The organism is Streptococcus cristatus (assembly GCF_003943465.1).
In the GTDB taxonomy this organism is placed as follows: domain Bacteria; phylum Bacillota; class Bacilli; order Lactobacillales; family Streptococcaceae; genus Streptococcus; species Streptococcus cristatus_C.
Genome location: NZ_RJPR01000001.1, coordinates 163,659 through 182,608, shown reverse-complemented (window position 1 = coordinate 182,608; position 18,950 = coordinate 163,659). Strand labels below are relative to the sequence as shown.

The following is an 18,950-nucleotide window of genomic DNA, read 5'->3' as shown; positions in this document are numbered from 1 at the left end:
ATGAAATCCCCAAAAATTCAAAAAGAAAAAGTCGATAATGTGGGAATTCACTCCTTTAGCAAAAAAGCCGATTTTTTCTTTAACATCTTGATTGCCATCTTCTCGCTTTCCTGTGTGCTACCTTTCTTCTTTGTCATTATTATCTCTCTGACGGATGAAAGCAGTTTGGTTCATAATGGTTTTGCCTTTTGGCCATCACAGTTTAGTCTAGCGGGTTATGAATTCTTATTTGGCTTGAAAGATCAGCTCTTGCAGTCACTCTTTGTGACAGTAGTGATTACGATAGTAGGTACTAGTTTGAATGTTTTCTTCACAACAACTTATGCCTATGCCATCTCACGCCGCAGTTTTAAATTCAAACGCTTCTTTACCTTGTTTGCAATGGCAAGTATGCTCTTCCAAGCAGGGATGATTCCAACTTACATCGTTATGACCAACTTGCTTGGTTTAGGAGATACAGTGTGGGCTTTGATTTTACCGCTACTGCTTAGTCCTTTCAATATCATTTTGATGAGAACTTTCTTCAAGAGAACGATCCCAGAAGCGATTATTGAATCCGCTAAGATAGATGGTGCCAGTGAGACTCGGATTTTCTTCCAAATTTGCTTGCCACTATCTCTTCCAGGTATCGCTACAATCACACTCTTCACTGCCCTCGCTTATTGGAACGATTGGTTTAACGCCCTGCTCTACATTCGCAGTGACAACTTAGTTCCCCTTCAATATTTGCTGATGAAGATTCAGCAAAATATGGACTACTTGTCTAAGAGTGCGGGAGCAAGTGCTCAGCTTGCAGGCTTGACAGGATCTCTACCTAAAGAGTCTGGTCGTATGGCCATGGTCGTAATTGCAACCTTGCCAATCGCTTGCGTCTATCCATTCTTCCAACGTTACTTTGTTAAGGGATTGACTATCGGAGGCGTCAAAGAATAAGCTGCCCCTTTAGTCTCAGAGTTTTTACTGGTAGCATTAAAAACTCACATTATTAAATTTGTATATAAAAAATTAAAAGGAGATTTTTCTATGAAAAATTGGAAAAAATATGCTCTAGCTTCTGCTAGCTTCTTGGCTTTCTCAGGCCTCCTAGCAGGCTGCGGTAGTCTTACTGGTAACAACCAAAAGTCATCTAAAACGGATGATGGTAAGACGGTTATCAAAATGTACCAAATCGGTGATAAACCAGATAATTTGGACAAATTGCTCGAAAATGCTAACAAGATTATCGGCAAAGAAATCGATGCTAAGTTGGATATTGAATACATCGGTTGGGGTGACTACGAACAAAAAATGAACGTTATCACTTCATCAGGTGAAAACTACGATATCGCCTTCGCTCAAAACTATGTCATTAATGCCCAAAAAGGTGCTTATGCTGACTTGACTGAGCTTTACAAAAAAGAAGGTAAAAAACTTTACGATTCTTTAGACCCAGCTTACATCAAAGGAAACACTGTCAACGGTAAAATCTATGCTGTTCCAGTTAATGCCAATGTAACTTCTTCACAAAACTTTGCTTTCAACGGACCACTTCTTGAAAAATATGGTATCAGCGATATTTCAAATATCCATTCTTACCAAGATTTGGAACCAGTTTTGAAAGCTGCTAAAGAAAAAGATCCAAAAGTTGTTCCTTTCGCTATTGGTAAGAACTTCATCCCATCTGATAACTTCGATTATCCTGTAACTAACGGACTTCCTTTCGTTATTGACTTGGAAGGCGATACAACTAAGATTGTAAACCGTTACGAAGTTCCTCGCTTCTTGGATAGCCTCAGAACCATCCATAAGTACTATCAAGCTGGCTATATTCCAAAAGACGTAGCAACTAGCGATACAGCTTATCAATTGTCTGAAGATTCTTGGTTCGTTCGCGAAGAAACAGTAGGACCTGCTGACTACGGTAACAGCTTGCTTTCTCGTGTAGCTAACCGTAAGATCGAAATCAGCCAACTGACTAAGAACTACAAGAAGAGCCAAACTACTCAAGTAGCGAACTTCGTTATCTCAAACAACTCTAAGAACAAAGAAAAATCAATGGAATTGTTGACTTTGCTTAACACAAATCCTGAATTGCTGAACGGTCTTGTATATGGTCCAGAAGGCGAAAACTGGGAAAAAGTTGAAGGTAAAGAAAACCGCGTTCGTACTTTGAAAGCCTACAATGGTAATACCCACATGTCTGGCTGGAACACAGGTAACAACTGGATTCTTTACATCAATGAAAACGTAACAGATCAGCAAATCGAAGATTCTAAGAAGATTCTTGCAGAAGCACAAGAGTCACCTGCTCTTGGATTTAACTTCAATGTAGACCCAGTTAAAGCAGAAGTATCTAGCATTACGAACACAATGAAAGAATACGACACTGCTATCAACACTGGTACAGTTGATCCTGATGTTGAAATTCCTAAGATGATGGACAAACTGAAATCTGAAGGAGCATACGATAAAGTATTGAAAGAAATGCAAAAACAATACGACGAATTCCTTGCTTCTAAGAAATAAGCAACATGATGAATCCTCCTCGTCTCGTTTTGGGGAGGATTTTTCTTTTTTGGAGTAACAGGAATTTTTGTAAACGGTTAAAATGTGTTATAATTCTATAATGTGTGGAAATTTGACCAGCAGAAAGGAAGAACGATGGGAAAATTAGTTGAGTGGATTTTTCAACGAGTTTATATGGCTATGCTTGCATCCGCAATTTTTTGGGTATTGGCTCTGTGTGGAGGTCTTGTTTTTGGACTTGCTCCAGCGGGGTGTGTGCTCATGACTTTGTTTCAGCAATATCGCTATGACTATAAAAAATATCACTGGAAAGAAGCGTGGGATCTGTTTAAAGAAAATTTCCTTGCTACAAACAAAGTATTTTTCACTTTGCTTGTAGTACAGGCTCTTTTATCTTATGGGATTTATCTCCTTATCCAGCTTCCTCACCAAACTATTTTCTACCTTTTATTGACGATAGCAAATCTACTCTTTTTGCTTTTGGCACCAGCAGTATACGCAGTCTATCTGAAATTGCAGGTCTTTTTTGAGTTTTCTTATAAAAATAGCTTGAAATTATCTTTGATTGGCGTTTTTCTTAATATTTCAGCCATGTTGAAACTCTTATTAGGGACAATCCTGCTATTGATTGCCAGCTACTTTATGCCGGCTTTACTCTTCTTTGCTTTTATTGGGCTTTGGCATTTTTTTGTTAGTGATGTTCTAGACCCAATTTACCAAACCATTCAGTCTAAGTTGATAACAGAAAAACCATGAAGAAATTTTGGCTCCACTCGTTACTAAAAGTTTATGCTGTCATTATGGTGGCTATTGTGGGATGTTTAGGTCTCATTTTGTCTTATTCTGATTGGCACAGTCGTTATAAGGAAACTGAGCAGATTGCGCAGCAAGCAGTGACTCGATTGGCTGACGAGGTGGATTATTATAACCGCCGAGCGAATCAACTGGCTCAAAGTTTGGTTGAAAATCGAGCAAAATTGGACGGGGTTTATAACTACTTTATCATGAGTCCCTCTGAGTATGCTAGTTGGCGCTTATCGGCAGATGTACCTACTTATGTTCAAGTATCCCTCCACCAAAATATCAATGATATTTATGTTGAAAATGAATTTGTTACAGGCATTGATATTGCTTTAAATGATTACAAAACTGTTTTTGTTTCCACAAGGCAAGCGAGAGGTGGCAAACAGCTTCCTGCTGAGGAATTTAGACCTGCGCGCGATGCCTTTCCAATTGCGATTTATGATAAGACAGTCGATCAAGTCATCGGAACGATTTACATTCGAATTGATGGGGAAGTCTTCAACAAGGTTGTCGATAATACGCGGGGCGATGTCCCACTCGCTCTCAGTGTCATTTCGCCTTACAAAAAAGAAATTCTGCATTTTGGTGATACAAAAGGAATTGGCCAAAATGATTGGATCAAAAAAGAAACTATCTACAATTACACTGTCCAGACAGCAGTGCCTGCGCATTATGTGATAGAGAAGACGGTTTTCAGCACTGGGTTGATCATTTTTTCTGGTTTGATTTTGGTTGGAGTTTTATATGCTGCTTTGCAGAGGATTTTTCTCAATTACCAAAGGCAGGTTGTTGATATTGTGGATACGCTCCATCTCATCACAGATGGTGATAATCAGAAACGTATTGCGACAGAGACCAAGGAGCAGGAGTTGCTTCTGATTGCGACAACGACCAACACGATGTTGGATAGTATGGATAAGAGTATTCGGGATATCTATCGCTTGGAGATCAGTCAAAAAGATGCCAATATGAGGGCCTTGCAGGCGCAAATTAATCCTCATTTTATGTACAACACCTTGGAATTTATCAGGATGTATGCGGTCATGCAGCATCAGGAAGAGTTGGCAGATATTATCTACGAATTTAGCAGCCTGCTGAGAAATAATATCTCAGATGAATCCAGAAGTAGTTTGAAAAATGAATTGGAATTCTGCCGGAAATATAGCTATCTTTGCATGGTTCGGCATCCCAAATCAGTGGCCTATGGTTTCAAAATTGAAGAAGGCTTAGAAGGAATGATGATTCCCAAGTTCAGTATTCAGCCGCTGATTGAAAATTACTTTGCTCATGGTATCGATTATCGCAGGCAGGACAATGTCATCAGTGTCAAAGCTCAAAAGATAGACGGCGCTGTAAGGCTGATGATCCAAGACAACGGTCGAGGCATCCCAGCTGAACGTCTAGCTGAGATTCAAGAGATTCTAGCCAGCCGAGAGCTTATGGATGCTCAGAATCGAGAGCAGCGGACATCTATTGGTATTCGGAATATTCATGAACGCTTCTTGCTCTTTTTTGGTGACCGCTACAGTATCCAACTGAAATCTCAAACGGATCAGGGAGTAACCTACATTATAGAAATTAAGGATGAATAGAAAAAAGATGTACAGAGTATTACTAGTCGATGATGAATACATGATCACAGAAGGCTTGAAAGTGCTGATTCCTTTTGAAAAGTGGAAGATGCAGGTCGTAGCTACGGCAAATGATGCAGAGACGGCCCTCGCCTATATTAAGAACAATCCTGTTGATTTAGTCATCACCGATGTCAATATGCCAGGGATGAATGGCTTGCAGATGATTGAGCAGATGAAAAATTCCCTGCCTAATGCAGCTTTTATCATCCTCTCAGGCTATCAGGAATTTGAATATGTCAAAACGGCCCTCAATTTGCAGGTGGCAGATTATCTGGTAAAGCCAGTCGATAAGGTCGAACTGGCAGCAATCCTAGAAAAATTGGAAAAGGAATTTGACCGTTCCTCCAATAACCAACTAGAGCTGATTTTTAAAGAAGAGACAAGTGAAGATGAGATAGCTACTTATCTCAAATCCTTCGATAATGTCTGGCTGGGAGCAGCTGCTCAAGAAAAAGGGCTAGTTTCGGTTCCTTATAGTATTTTAGGACAGACTGGCTATTTGTTTTTGTCTTCGCAAAAGGAAGAAGCCCTCTATCTGGAAGAATTCACAGCTCCCTATAAACGACAACTTCAGAATTTCAAGCTCAATCTAGAAAAAACTCTTTTTTATGGAACGGTTAGCTTGCAAGAAACCAATCCGCTTTTTAGCTACTATGAGCCCATGTATCGCGTGATTATCCAAGGAAATATTGGTCAGATTTTGGACGAATTGGACTTGCTTAAAGATGTCGTGCTGCAAAATACGCCTGAAGTTTCAATTACCAAGCAGTTGTTCATTCAGTTTATCATGGATGTTTACCATCTGTTTCAGCATTTGAAACCAGACGATATGACAACCATTATCAAAAAGATTGAAAGCACGAATACCTTCGAAGATTTATTGGATTATCTGAAGGCTCAGCTCTCAGATTTGTTCGCCCAGTATCGAATGAATGAGAATGTTGCCAATGTTTTGGAAGTGATTGGTCGTGATTATCAAAAGGATTTATCCCTAAAAGATATCAGCAAAGAACTCTATATCAATCCAGTTTATTTAGGGCAGCTGATTAAGCGTGAGACGAATTCTACTTTTGCAGAGTTGCTAAATAAGCAGCGCATCAAGGCTGCCCAGCAGCTTCTGCTCGCAAAAAATGACAGTATAGAAGATGTTTGTTATGCAGTTGGATATAGCAATGTTGGATATTTTTATAAAGTCTTTCGGAAGTTATGTGGCAAATCTCCTAAGGCCTATCGAAAGCAAGTAGACTGATGAAATCAATGAAGCGACCACCTCTCCATTTCTTTTTTATCGAATGCTAAAAAAAGTAGAAAAAAAGATATAGAAGAGTCAGTGTGAGGGCTTGCTATTCGTGATATAATCAAGCAGAAAGAACTTACAATATGGTAAAGGAGTTAGGAGAAGCTTATGGTTGAATTAAATCTAAAAAATATTTATAAGAAGTATCCAAATAGTGAGCACTATTCTGTTGAAGACTTTAATTTGGACATTAAGGACAAGGAATTTATCGTTTTCGTTGGTCCGTCAGGATGCGGAAAATCCACAACGCTGCGTATGATTGCGGGTCTTGAGGATATCACAGAAGGAACAGCGTCGATTGATGGTAAAGTGGTCAATGACGTGGCGCCGAAAGACCGCGATATTGCTATGGTCTTCCAGAACTATGCCCTCTATCCACACATGACAGTCTACGACAACATGGCTTTCGGATTGAAACTGCGCAAGTACAGCAAGGAAGATATCGACAAGCGGGTGCAAGAAGCAGCTGAAATCCTTGGTTTGAAAGAATTCTTGGATCGCAAGCCAGCGGACTTGTCAGGTGGTCAACGTCAGCGTGTCGCCATGGGTCGCGCTATCGTGCGTGATGCAAAGGTTTTCCTAATGGACGAGCCTTTGTCAAACTTGGATGCGAAGCTGCGGGTGTCCATGCGTGCTGAGATTGCCAAAATCCATCGCCGTATCGGAGCAACAACCATTTATGTTACCCACGACCAGACAGAAGCGATGACGCTGGCTGACCGCATTGTTATCATGTCAGCAACCAAGAATCCTGCTGGAACTGGAACCATTGGTCGAGTAGAACAAATCGGTAGCCCACAAGAAGTCTACAGAAATCCAGTCAACAAGTTTGTGGCGGGCTTCATTGGCAGCCCAGCGATGAACTTTATCACTGTGACACTTGAGGGGAATGAAATCGTTGCTTCTGGCTTGCGTTTGACCGTGCCAGAAGGAACACTAAAGGTTCTGCGTGAGAAGGGTTATGACGGCAAGAAGTTGATCTTTGGTATTCGTCCAGAAGACATTAATACAGAACCTGCCTTCTTAGAGACCTTCCCAGATTCTGTGGTCCATGCGACTATTTCTGTCTCTGAGCTTTTGGGTTCTGAGTCTCACCTTTACTGCCAAGTTGGCGACAGTGAGTTTATCGCGCGGGTAGATGCTCGTGACTACTCAGAAACAGGTGAAGGGATTGACCTTGGCTTTGACCTGAACAAGGCGCATTTCTTTGATTTTGAAACAGAGAAAACAGTTTATTAATCGATAAAAATAATGAAACGTAGACAATTTGTCTGCGTTTTTTGAATGAGCTTTTAGTCTTCACAATCAAAAATGCCTTTAATCAGTAGAGAAATTTGAATAGACTGTTGCTTTCTTTTTGCAGAAGGTCTTTATATAATGAAGTGTAAAGATAAATCGAGAGGTAAATAAAATATGATTCAATTTCAAAAAGGTTTCGTCTGGGGATCTTCTACATCGGGTCCGCAAACAGAAGGTCGGATTTCAGGAGATGGAAAGGGAGACAACCTTTGGGACTACTGGTTTAGCCAAGAACCCCATCGTTTCTATAACGAAATTGGTCCTGACAAGGCATCTACTTTTTATGAAAATTGGGAGCAAGATATCGACCTTTTAGTCGAAACAGGCCACACAGCCTTTCGGACGTCTATCCAATGGTCACGGATTTTTCCAGATGGTCGTGGTCCGGTTAATCAGGTTGGTGTTGACTTCTACCGCAAGGTTTTTGAAAGAATCAAGGCCAAGGGCATTCGCTTGATTGTCAATCTTTATCATTTTGATCTGCCCTTTGCCTTGCAGGAAGCGCAAGAAGGCTGGGAAAGTTTAGATACAGTCGATGCTTATGTAGACTATGCTCGTTTCTGCTTTGAAAGCTACGGTGACTTGGTGGATCAGTGGGTGACTTTTAACGAGCCTATCGTACCAGTTGAGTTTGGCTATTTCTACGATGGACATTATCCTAATAAAGTGGATGCTCGGGCTGCGGTTAAGGTAGCTTATCATACCCAGCTAGCTAGTTCTTTAGCAGTGAAAGCCTGTCATGAGGTTGGAGCAGACTACAAAATCGGCATTATCCTAAATCTGACACCTGCATATCCGCGCAGCCAGCATCCGGCGGACTTGAAGGCGGCTCGCATTGCTGAGCTATTCCAAGCCAAGTCTTTCTTGGATCCATCTGTTTTGGGGCATTATCCAGCAGAGCTGGTCGATCTTTTGCGTGAGCACGATCTTTTACCAGCTACGACTGAGGAGCAGTTGCAAGCGATTCGGGAAAATACGGTCGACTTTTTGGGTGTCAATTATTATCAGCCTCTGCGGGTTGCAGCGCCCAAGTATTTGAAACATCCAGAGTCGCCGCTTCTGCCAGATCATTTCTATGAGCCTTATGTCATGCTTGGCCGCAAGATTAATCCTCACCGTGGCTGGGAAATTTATGAGCAAGGAATTTACGATATTGCACAGAACATCAAGGAAAATTATGGCAATATTGAGTGGATGCTGACGGAAAATGGCATGGGCGTCGAGGGTGAAGAGAAATTCCGTGAAAATGGCATGATTCAAGACGATTATCGGATTGACTTTGTTAAAGGCCATCTGCGCCAGCTTCATCGTGCCATCCAGGACGGGGCCAACTGTACAGGTTACCTCATGTGGACCTTTATCGATTGTTGGTCTTGGCTCAATAGCTATAAGAACCGCTATGGCTTGATTGAGCTCAATCTAGAAACCCAAGAACGGACTATTAAAAAATCAGGGCACTGGTTCAAAGAGTTGAGTCAAAACAATGGCTTTGAGTAAGTCTCTTTATCAATTGAGCCTATATAAGATAGGGCAGTTCTCTAACGAATCTTCTAATTTATTTTTGGAAATCGGTATAGGGAATCCCGCTCGAATAGTAGAATCTAGTCTCAGGCTAGGTTCTATTATTTTGTGAGTAGATCTAGTTTCTAAAAGCTGTCTTCTAAAATGAAACTGGGAGGGGCTTTCTTCGCATTTTGAATCAGGAAGGAAGAAGTGACCAGAGACTTGCTGTATCAAATACCTATTCTGAGATTTCTAGTTTGCTCTATGAGTTTCCTTTGTTTTGAAAAAAGCGTGAAAAAATGCTATAATGACTAAGATGTGCAAACTTTGTTTGCAAAACTGTAATTCGACTTGGCTTGCCAAGGACCGTTAGTAATAAAATAAAGGAATCTTTGATAAAGGAGATTCTAAAATCGATAGGAGTAAAAATGAGTAAAAGCACGATTAAGCTGATTACTTTGGGTGGCGTTCGTGAGAATGGGAAAAATCTCTACGTCGCTGAAGTGGATGATTCCATTTTTGTATTGGATGCTGGGCTCAAGTACCCAGAAAATGAGCAGTTGGGAGTAGATGTAGTCATTCCCAACATGGATTATTTGTTTGAAAATAAAGACCGAATTGCGGGTGTCTTTCTGACTCACGGTCATGCGGATGCCATCGGTGCACTGCCCTATCTTTTGGCAGAAGCTAAGGTACCAGTCTTTGGTTCGGAATTGACGATTGAGCTAGCTAAACTTTTTGTTAAAAACAATGACGCTGTTAAGAAATTCAATGATTTTCATGTTATCGATGAAAATACAGAAATTGAATTTGGCGAAACGGTTGTCTCTTTCTTCCGGACGACCCACTCGATTCCAGAGAGCTTGGGAATTGTTGTTAAGACGCGTGAAGGCAATATTGTTTATACAGGAGATTTCAAGTTTGACCAATCTGCCAGCGAATCTTATGCGACAGATTTCGGCCGTTTGGCTGAGATCGGCCGTGAGGGCGTTTTAGCTTTGCTGAGTGATTCAGCCAACGCTGACAGCACCGTGCAAGTGGCTAGTGAGAGCGAGGTTGGCCGTGAGATTACGGACACGATTTCGGATTGGGATGGGCGTGTCATCGTGGCAGCGGTTGCCAGCAACCTGTCTCGGATCCAGCAGGTCTTTGAAGCTGCGGCAGAAACAGGTCGTCGTGTTGTTTTGACAGGCTTTGATATTGAAAATATCGTCCGTACGGCTATCCGCCTCAAGAAATTATCCTTGGCGGATGAGCGCCTTTTGATCAAGCCTAAGGAAATGTCTAAGTTTGAAGACCATGAGCTGATTATCTTGGAGACGGGTCGGATGGGTGAGCCCATTAACGGTCTGCGCAAGATGTCCATCGGTCGTCACCGTTATGTAGAAATCAAAGACGGAGACTTGGTTTACATCGTTACAACGCCATCTATTGCCAAGGAAGCAGTTGTGGCGCGTGTGGAAAACATGATTTACCAAGCTGGTGGCGTGGTCAAGCTGATTACCCAAAACTTGCGTGTATCTGGCCATGCCAATGCGCGTGACTTGCAGCTCATGCTTAATTTATTGCAACCCAAGTACCTCTTCCCGATTCAGGGAGAATACCGTGGGCTGGATGCCCATGCTAAGGCAGCCATGGAAGTCGGGATTTTACCAGAGAATATCTTGATACCGAAGCGTGGTAGCGTCATGTCCTACGAAAATGGCGACTTTGTGCCAGCTGGAGCAGTGTCAGCAGGCGATGTCATGATTGATGGAAATGCCATCGGTGATGTGGGCAATATCGTCTTGCGTGATCGTAAGGTTCTCTCTGAAGACGGTATCTTCATCGTGGCTCTCACGGTCAATCGTAAGGAGAAGAAAATCATTTCCAAAGCCAAGGTTCATACTCGAGGATTTGTCTATGTCAAGAAGAGTCGTGACATCCTGAGGGAGAGCACTGACCTGATCAATAAGACAGTGGAAGACTATCTGGCTCAGGATAACTTTGACTGGGGCGAGCTCAAGGGAACCGTCCGTGATAGTTTGGCCAAGTTCCTCTTCGAGCAAACCAAACGACGGCCGGCTATTCTTCCAGTTGTCATGGAAGTTCGCTAGAGTCACTCGAGGGAGTAACTTTCCCAGTGTTTTGTAGAGAGAAAGTCGAATATCGGCTTTTTCTTATCTTTTGGCAGTCGCAGAACAGGCTTTGCTTTCAGAGTGTGGCTAGCGGTGACGCCTAGCCAAGAACAGTAGTTTTTACAAGAGGAGAAAAAAAGATGGCAGTGATGCAGATAGAATACTATTCAGAAGCCTTGGAGATGGAGTGGGGAGTCAATGTCCTTTATCCAGATGCGTCGCGCGTGGACGAACCAGATGATACGGATATTCCTGTGTTGTATCTGCTTCATGGTATGAACGGTAATCACAATAGTTGGCTCAAACGCTCAAATATTGAGCGCCTCGTTCGCTCGACTAACTTGATTGTTGTCATGCCGAATACCAGCAATGGCTGGTACACCGATACTCAATACGGATTTAACTATTACGAGGCTATCGCTGAAGAGCTGCCACGGGTACTCAAGCGCTTTTTCCCCAATATGTCTGACAAGCGGGAGAAGAATTTTATCGCTGGTCTTTCCATGGGCGGATACGGAGCCTTTAAGCTGGCTCTTAAGTCTAACCGCTTTTCATACGCGGCTAGTCTTTCAGGGGCTTTGAGCTTTCTTGATAGTCATCCAGATGATGTTGAAATAGCAACACCAGCCTACTGGCGAGGGATTTTTGGAGACTATAAAGACTGGACCAGCAGCCCTCATTCGCTGGAGAACATAGCCAAGCAATCTGATAAAAAGACTAAGCTTTGGGCATGGTGTGGCGAGGAGGATTTCCTCTATGCGGCCAATAACCATGCCGTGGAGAATTTGAAAAAGCTAGGTCTGGATATTAGCTATAGTCACAGTCCTGGTAAGCACGAATGGTACTACTGGGAAAAGCAATTGGAGCGGGTCTTAGCTTGGCTGCCGATTGATTTTGTTCTCGAAGAAAGACTGTCTTAAAAAATCATACGATTCAGCAGATTCTGGATCGAGAATGTGATATAATAATAACGTTTGAATACGAAAGCAGGGTGAGATATCCCTGCTATTCCCAAATAGGAGATCGAAAATTGACAAAAGATATTCGAGTGCGTTATGCACCAAGTCCAACTGGGCTTTTACACATCGGAAATGCGCGGACGGCGCTCTTTAACTATCTCTATGCTCGTCATCATGGTGGAACTTTTATCATCCGTATCGAAGATACTGACCGCAAGCGCCATGTCGAAGATGGTGAGCGTTCACAGCTTGAAAACCTTCGTTGGTTGGGCATGGACTGGGATGAAAGTCCAGAAACTCATGAGAACTATCGCCAGTCAGAGCGTTTGGAATTGTATCAGAAATACATCGACCAATTGCTAGCTGAAGGCAAGGCCTACAAATCTTACGTTACAGAAGAAGAATTGGCTGCTGAGCGCGAGCGCCAAGAAGCAGCTGGCGAAACACCTCGCTACATCAATGAATATCTTGGCATGAGTGAAGAGGAAAAAGCTGCTTACATCGCAGAACGTGAAGCAGCAGGTATCATTCCAACGGTTCGTCTGGCTGTCAATGAAGCTGGTATCTACAAGTGGACAGACATGGTCAAGGGCGACATTGAGTTTGAAGGTGGCAATATTGGTGGTGACTGGGTGATCCAAAAGAAAGACGGTTACCCAACTTACAACTTTGCCGTTGTCATCGATGACCACGATATGCAAATCTCTCACGTTATCCGTGGTGACGACCATATTGCCAATACTCCAAAACAGCTCATGGTTTATGAGGCGCTTGGTTGGGAAGCACCAGAGTTTGGCCACATGACCCTGATTATCAATTCTGAAACTGGTAAAAAGTTGTCTAAACGCGATACCAACACTCTCCAGTTTATCGAAGACTACCGCAAAAAGGGCTACCTACCAGAAGCAGTCTTTAACTTTATCGCACTTCTTGGTTGGAATCCTGGTGGGGAAGACGAAATCTTCTCTCGTGAAGAACTCATCAGACTCTTCGATGAGAACCGCCTCAGCAAGTCTCCAGCTGCCTTTGACCAGAAAAAGATGGACTGGATGAGCAATGAGTACATCAAGAATGCGGATTTTGAGACAATCTTTGAAATGGCAAAACCATTCTTGGAAGAAGCAGGACGCTTGACCGACAAGGCTGAAAAAATGGTAGAACTCTACAAGCCACAAATGAAGTCAGTAGATGAGATTGTGCCATTGACAGACCTTTTCTTCTCAGACTTCCCAGAATTGACGGAAGCAGAGAAAGAAGTGATGGCCGGCGAAACAGTTCCAGTCGTTTTGGAAGCTTTCAAAGCAAAACTGGAAGCAATGACAGATGAAGAATTTGTGACAGAAAACATCTTCCCACAAATCAAAGCAGTCCAAAAAGAAACAGGTATCAAGGGCAAGAACCTCTTCATGCCAATCCGTATCGCTGTTTCAGGTGAAATGCACGGTCCAGAGTTGCCAGATACCATTTATCTATTAGGCCGCGAAAAATCTATCCAGCATATCGACAATATGTTGAAAAAAATTCAATAAGATGAGAGTGGGACAGAAATCGGTAATTCGTTAGAATTCGATTTCGTCGTCCCACCTCCGCACAGTTGAGTAGGGCTGAAAAAGCTGATGAAATCAGCGTAGTAGAGCCCACTCAACCACTGCGTCTTGCTCGACAATCCAAAGACAATTGAGAGGCTAGGACTTTTGTCCCAGCCTTTTGCTTTCTAAAAAGCTGTATTTATGTTACAATAATGTTACAAGAACAGGAAATATTGCGAGGTGCTAAAGATGAAAAAATGGATGATTCTCTTGGCTGGAACTCTGGTGGTATCGTCTGTGTTAGTGGCCTGCGGTCAAAAGAAAGACCAGCCGACTTCGCCTTCTAGCAGTTCTCAGGTCAGCTCAACCAGCTCGGCTCCTTCCAAAAAGTCTGAGACACGCAAAAGTTCGACAGAGCTTTCTACCGAAACAAGTAGTTCGGACACTTCTATCTCTAGCAGTCAGGAGTCTTCGGAGCCAGCAACTAAGGAGTCTTCTGCTAAGTCAGAAAGCAAGGGGGAAAAAGAGCCTGCCGCTACCTCTAGTTTAGATATGCAGGCCATTGCTTCTGGGGACTTTTCTAGCATGGCTGGTACTTGGCAGGATGCCAATAGCGTCACTTATACATTTGATGCCAAGGGACTTGTATCAGATGTTGCCAAGTTGGAGCTGGTTTACGCTGGTCTGGATGAAAATGGAATTTATCGTACAAATATTCGTTGGAATAATCTTACAGGTGCTGCCTTGTCTATTATTCCAGCAGGGAAAAAGCTGCCAGCAGGAGAGACTGTTAGCGGACAGGATCCGACTGATAGCAGTCGAGATCGCTTCATCATTGCCCAAGGCATCTCAGAGCACCCAGACGTTTTTTACCGTGTAAAATGAGAGTGGGACAGAAATCGGTAATTCGTTAGAATTCGGTTTTGTCGTCCCACCTCCGCACAGTTGAGTAGGGATATAAAAGCTGATGCAGTCAGCGTAATAGAGTCCACTCAACCACTGCGTCTTGCTCGACAATCCAAATACAATTGAGAGGCTAGGACTTTTGTCCCAGACTCTTTTTTGGAGCTGTACTGCCGATCTCTTCTTTCCGAACAGCTTCTTTCATTCGCTAAAACTATTCAAAAAGAGGGCTCGTCTCGCACCTAGCCCTTATTGGCTTTTTGGGAAAATATGGTATAATAGAGTTAATTTTGGTGGATGGAGTTGAGTTTTGAGAAAAAACTATCGCGTCAAGAGCGAAAAAGATTTCAAGGCGATTTTTAAAGATGGGCAGAATTTTGCCAATCGAAAGTTTGTCGTTTATAAATTAGAAAAAGAACAGCGCCATTTTCGAGTGGGGATTTCAGTCAGTAAAAAGCTGGGCAATGCAGTTGTCCGTAATAGTATCAAAAGAAAGATTCGTCATGTCTTGATTCAGCATCGGGCAGATTTGACCAAGGATGACTTTGTTGTTATTGCTCGCAAGGGAGTTGAAACTCTAGACTACCATCAAGTGGAACAAAATTTATTGCATGTCTTAAAAGTTGCAAAAATTTATCAGGAAGGATTTGTTTGTGAAAAAGAAGAGTAAGATAGGATTTCTTTTAGTGGCTTCGCTGCTCATTCTGACAGCTTGTGGCACTAGCGAAGTGACCGCTAATTCAAGTGATTTTTGGGAGAAATTAGTTTATTTCTTTGCGGAGATGATTCAATTCTTGTCCTTTAATGGAAGTACAGGGATCGGGATCATTCTCTTCACGTTGATTATTCGGACAGTCTTGTTGCCAGTCTTTCAATTTCAGACGACCTCATCCAGAAAGATGCAGGAAGTTCAACCTCATATCAAAAAGCTTCAGGAAAAATATCCGGGCAAGGATATGGATAGTAAGACTGCTTTAGCAGAGGAAACCAGCAAGCTTTATAAAGAAATGGGAGTCAATCCCTATGCTGCATTCCTTCCGCTCTTTATCCAAATGCCAGTGCTTGTGGCACTTTTCCAAGCCCTGACACGAGTTGAATTTCTAAAGACAGGTCACTTTCTCTGGCTTAATCTAGGAACAACAGATCCGACCTTTATCTTACCTATTCTCGCTGCTCTCTTTACTTTCTTTAGCACTTGGCTATCCAATAAAGCCTTGCCAGAGAAAAATGGTGGGACGGCAGTGATGACCTACCTGATGCCGGTATTGATTTTCTTCTTTGCGGTGTATGCAGCCAGCGGGGTCGCTCTTTACTGGACAGTTTCTAACGCCTATCAAGTCGGTCAGACCCTGCTTTTGAGCAATCCTTTTAAGATTATTGCTGAACGTGAAGCGAAGGCAAAGGCGGAGCGCCAATTGGAAATGAAGAAAAAACGTGCCCTTCAAAAAGCACAGAAAAAGAAAAAGTAAAAAGGAGGACCCTTGCAGATGGTTATTTTTACAGGAGCAAGTGTTGAAGAAGCGATTCAAAATGGACTAAAAACGCTGGATATCCCACGAATGAGAGCACATATTACTGTTGTTTCGCGTGAAAAGAAAGGTTTTCTCGGTTTATTTGGCAAAAAGCCTGCGCAGGTAGATGTGGAGCCGATTGCTGAAACGACTGTGGCCAAGGCCAACCAACAGGCGGTAAAAGGAGTTCCTGAGGAAATCAATGCACAAAACGAGCCAGTACAAAGTGTCAGTGAAGCAACAGTCGACTTAGGGCGAGTGGTGACAGCTATCAAGAAGGCCGAAGACGAAGGTGAAGCTGTTTCAGAAAAAGTCAAGGCTGAAATTCTTAAAAACGATAAAGACGCCAGTACCATTCTGGAAGAAACAGGTGCAATTGATTTCTTAAAGACCAGTCAAGCGGTTGATGAAGTACAAACTTTGAAAGACTCAGAGGAAGATAGCTCTTTAGCAGAAGTTGCACCTAGTCAGCAAGAGACAGCTGAGTCGTCCTTCTTTGACTTGGGTATCCAGGTTGAGGATGATTGTGATATTGAAGAAGTTGTCGCAAGTGTGACCACATATGTGCAAAAGATTGTGGATGAAATGGATGTTGAAGCGACTCTTTCTAGTAGCCACAATCGCCGGACAATCAATATGCAAATCGATACGAATGAGCCAGGGCGCGTGATTGGTTACCACGGTAAAGTCTTGAAAGCCTTGCAGCTGTTGGCTCAGAATTATCTTTACAATCAATATTCCAAGAGTTTTTACATTTCTATCAATGTAAATGACTATGTGGAGCATCGTGCTGAGGTTTTGCAAAGCTATGCGCAAAAATTGGCTCAGCGTGCTCTAGAAGACCGTCGCAGCCAGCATACGGATCCTATGTCCAATAGTGAGCGTAAAATCATCCACCGGATTATCTCAAGAATTGATGGTGTGACAAGCTATTCAGAAGGCGATGAGCCTAACCGCTACGTTGTTGTAGATATTGATTCGGAATAAATCTTAACCAGCTGCTCAGCTGGTTTTTTATACTATATAAATGATAGGGGATACTTATGAAAAAACAAGCTATTCTTATGCTACTTACTTGCTTTATGCTGGTAGGCTGTAGCCAAAGGGATAATTAACAATCAGTCGGATGTTTCTTCATCAACTACAGAGAGGATAGAGGCATCGGACAAGGGGGGAAAGACTTCGAAAAGTAAAGAAAACGCATCAAGCTCTTCTAATCAAGAGACAAACTCGTCGATGGAGACGGCAGACAAGCTGAGGAAAGATGAGCTTTCATATTCTTCAACCCTTGAGAAATTACAGGCTGATCAGTCTGAGGGACATGCTAAATTATATGCATTTTATGATATTGATCATAATGGGACACTGGAATTGTTGACAGGGCATATGTCTACGAATGGAGATTATTATTTGGCGGCTATTTATTACTTGAATCAGGGAGTTTCGACTTATTTAGCGCAATCGAAGGTTGCTTTGGTAGGTGGAAGTAGAGAAGGTGTTACTATATACACAGATGGAACAGTATTTTACGCCCGTTGGCATGCATTGCGCCCAGAAGCTGAAGGTTATATTTATAGATTAAGAAGTGATAATACAGGCTTTGATATAGAAAAAGAAGGAGAATTTCATATCCTTGGGGTAGAGTCGAATGATGAACGCAGCGCAGATTCTGTTTTTGGTCTGAGTTCAAAAACTCCCTTAGACCTAGCAACTTTAACTTGGAAGGATATTTCCTCCTACTCGCTAGACCACTAATAGAAGAAAGGAGAAAATTCCATGTCACTTTTTCCAGCTATTGAGTCATTTTTGACTGTTCAAGGAAGTAAATACATTTCACCAGACAAGGCAGGGGATCTGCGAGAGACAATGTTGGATTTGAAAGCTAGAGGTCAGGCTGCTCGGCAGGAGTTTGCGAATTTAGTCCGAGACTTTCAGGCTCTCTATCCTAAGCTGAGTCTGGAGCGGACCAGCAATTGGCTGAATCAAGCTCAGATTTTACGCCCACATTTTTGGAATTACCTAAAAGGCTATGGGGACATCACAGAGCCCATGTTCGCTCTGCGCTTGTATGGAACTGCAGAAGATTTTGGGGTCTCGCTAGAGGTGAGCTTCATGGAGCGCAAGAAAGATGAGCATAGCCTTAGCAAGCAAAATCGAGTGTTGAAACTACCCATCCAGCCGCCAGCTTACTATTTCGCCCAGATAGGTGGTGTGAGTCAACGCTTCGACGCTACGGAGGAAAATAGGCAACATCTAAGTCAGCAGGTGGCTGCAGGGCTAGTCCGCAAGGTTTTGGTCAAATATGATGTCAATCTTTCCGAGGCTACGAGCAAGCAACAAGTTCTGTCGGAGCTTGAGCAGGCTATGACAGCCTTGATTCCCTTCTATGAAGCGACACGATTTGAATGATTTCGCTTCCAAAAAGAAACAATTCTTTCAATGCTATTGACAAACAGGAGAGAATCCGATAGAATAGTAAAGTATGTTTAGTAACTGATCACTTTATAGCCGGCTAAACGAATACAAAATCTATGAGGAGGTATTCATCGTGAAACGTACTTATCAACCAAGTAAACTTCGTCGTGCGCGCAAACACGGATTCCGTAACCGTATGTCAACTAAAAACGGTCGTCGCGTATTGGCAGCTCGTCGTCGTAAAGGACGCAAAGTTTTGGCTGCATAATCCAAACGATTACCATAAAGAAACCAGTGGAGACTCGAGACCGCTGGTTTTTCTATTGTTCTTGATAAAATAGATTTCTATGGTTTAAGGGTGACTAGTAGAGTCCGTGCAGAATAGGAACTTTACATGAAATGGAAGGTAAACGGGCTAGTCTAGGTGGTTTCTAGATGTATCTTATCTAGTTTGAATAAAAGAAAAGAGAGTGG

16 protein-coding genes and 1 pseudogene are annotated in these 18,950 nt (G+C 42.6%); all 17 read left to right on the top strand.

What is annotated here, in order from left to right; translation table 11 throughout:
- Window positions 1-933 (top strand): carbohydrate ABC transporter permease, encoded by a 933-nt coding sequence (locus D8793_RS00945; protein ID WP_005591628.1) that lies wholly within the window; start codon window positions 1-3, stop codon window positions 931-933.
- Window positions 934-1,023: 90 nt separating this feature from the next.
- Complete coding sequence (locus D8793_RS00940; protein ID WP_005591629.1) at window positions 1,024-2,505, top strand: ABC transporter substrate-binding protein; 1,482 nt, start codon at window positions 1,024-1,026, stop codon at window positions 2,503-2,505.
- Window positions 2,506-2,640: 135 nt separating this feature from the next.
- The gene (locus D8793_RS00935; protein WP_005592124.1) at window positions 2,641-3,261 is read left to right on the top strand and encodes a DUF624 domain-containing protein; all 621 of its coding nucleotides are present in this window, start codon (window positions 2,641-2,643) and stop codon (window positions 3,259-3,261) included.
- Window positions 3,258-4,901, top strand: a complete 1,644-nt coding sequence (locus D8793_RS00930) for a sensor histidine kinase (protein ID WP_125370911.1) — start codon at window positions 3,258-3,260, stop codon at window positions 4,899-4,901. The genes D8793_RS00935 and D8793_RS00930 overlap by 4 nt, the downstream gene beginning before the upstream one ends.
- A 7-nt stretch (window positions 4,902-4,908) precedes the next feature.
- Window positions 4,909-6,192 (top strand): response regulator transcription factor, encoded by a 1,284-nt coding sequence (locus D8793_RS00925; RefSeq protein ID WP_125370912.1) that lies wholly within the window; start codon window positions 4,909-4,911, stop codon window positions 6,190-6,192.
- 156 nt (window positions 6,193-6,348) lie between these two features.
- On the top strand, window positions 6,349-7,479 hold the full coding sequence (locus D8793_RS00920; RefSeq protein ID WP_125370913.1) for an ABC transporter ATP-binding protein: 1,131 nt from the start codon (window positions 6,349-6,351) through the stop codon (window positions 7,477-7,479).
- Between the two features lie 174 nt (window positions 7,480-7,653).
- Window positions 7,654-9,036 (top strand): 6-phospho-beta-glucosidase GmuD, encoded by a 1,383-nt coding sequence (gmuD, locus tag D8793_RS00915; protein WP_125370914.1) that lies wholly within the window; start codon window positions 7,654-7,656, stop codon window positions 9,034-9,036.
- Between the two features lie 434 nt (window positions 9,037-9,470).
- Window positions 9,471-11,138 carry a ribonuclease J gene (locus D8793_RS00910; RefSeq protein ID WP_061908859.1) on the top strand — a complete coding sequence of 556 codons (1,668 nt, stop codon included), beginning with the start codon at window positions 9,471-9,473 and terminating at the stop codon, window positions 11,136-11,138.
- Between the two features lie 143 nt (window positions 11,139-11,281).
- Window positions 11,282-12,079: pseudogene (locus D8793_RS00905) on the top strand (alpha/beta hydrolase); the annotation flags it as partial.
- A gap of 110 nt (window positions 12,080-12,189) precedes the next feature.
- Window positions 12,190-13,647 carry a glutamate--tRNA ligase gene (gene gltX / locus D8793_RS00900; RefSeq protein WP_125370916.1) on the top strand — a complete coding sequence of 486 codons (1,458 nt, stop codon included), beginning with the start codon at window positions 12,190-12,192 and terminating at the stop codon, window positions 13,645-13,647.
- Window positions 13,648-13,896: 249 nt separating this feature from the next.
- Window positions 13,897-14,532 carry a DUF6287 domain-containing protein gene (locus tag D8793_RS00890; RefSeq protein WP_125370917.1) on the top strand — a complete coding sequence of 212 codons (636 nt, stop codon included), beginning with the start codon at window positions 13,897-13,899 and terminating at the stop codon, window positions 14,530-14,532.
- A gap of 328 nt (window positions 14,533-14,860) precedes the next feature.
- Entirely contained in the window at window positions 14,861-15,220 is a 360-nt protein-coding gene (gene rnpA, locus D8793_RS00880) for a ribonuclease P protein component (RefSeq protein ID WP_125370918.1), read from the top strand.
- Window positions 15,204-16,019 (top strand): YidC/Oxa1 family membrane protein insertase, encoded by an 816-nt coding sequence (locus D8793_RS00875; RefSeq protein ID WP_125370919.1) that lies wholly within the window; start codon window positions 15,204-15,206, stop codon window positions 16,017-16,019. Before rnpA ends, D8793_RS00875 begins: the two co-directional genes overlap by 17 nt.
- An 18-nt stretch (window positions 16,020-16,037) precedes the next feature.
- A complete protein-coding gene (jag, locus tag D8793_RS00870) occupies window positions 16,038-17,048 on the top strand; it encodes an RNA-binding cell elongation regulator Jag/EloR (protein WP_125370920.1) in 1,011 nt (336 codons plus the stop codon).
- A 249-nt stretch (window positions 17,049-17,297) separates the two neighbouring features.
- Window positions 17,298-17,816: a hypothetical protein gene (locus D8793_RS00865; protein ID WP_125370921.1), complete on the top strand. Its 519-nt coding sequence runs from the start codon at window positions 17,298-17,300 to the stop codon at window positions 17,814-17,816.
- A 21-nt stretch (window positions 17,817-17,837) separates the two neighbouring features.
- The gene (locus D8793_RS00860) at window positions 17,838-18,470 is read left to right on the top strand and encodes a ribonuclease P (RefSeq protein ID WP_125370922.1); all 633 of its coding nucleotides are present in this window, start codon (window positions 17,838-17,840) and stop codon (window positions 18,468-18,470) included.
- 139 nt (window positions 18,471-18,609) lie between these two features.
- Window positions 18,610-18,744 (top strand): 50S ribosomal protein L34, encoded by a 135-nt coding sequence (gene rpmH, locus D8793_RS00855; protein WP_000831905.1) that lies wholly within the window; start codon window positions 18,610-18,612, stop codon window positions 18,742-18,744.
- Window positions 18,745-18,950 lie beyond the last annotated feature (206 nt).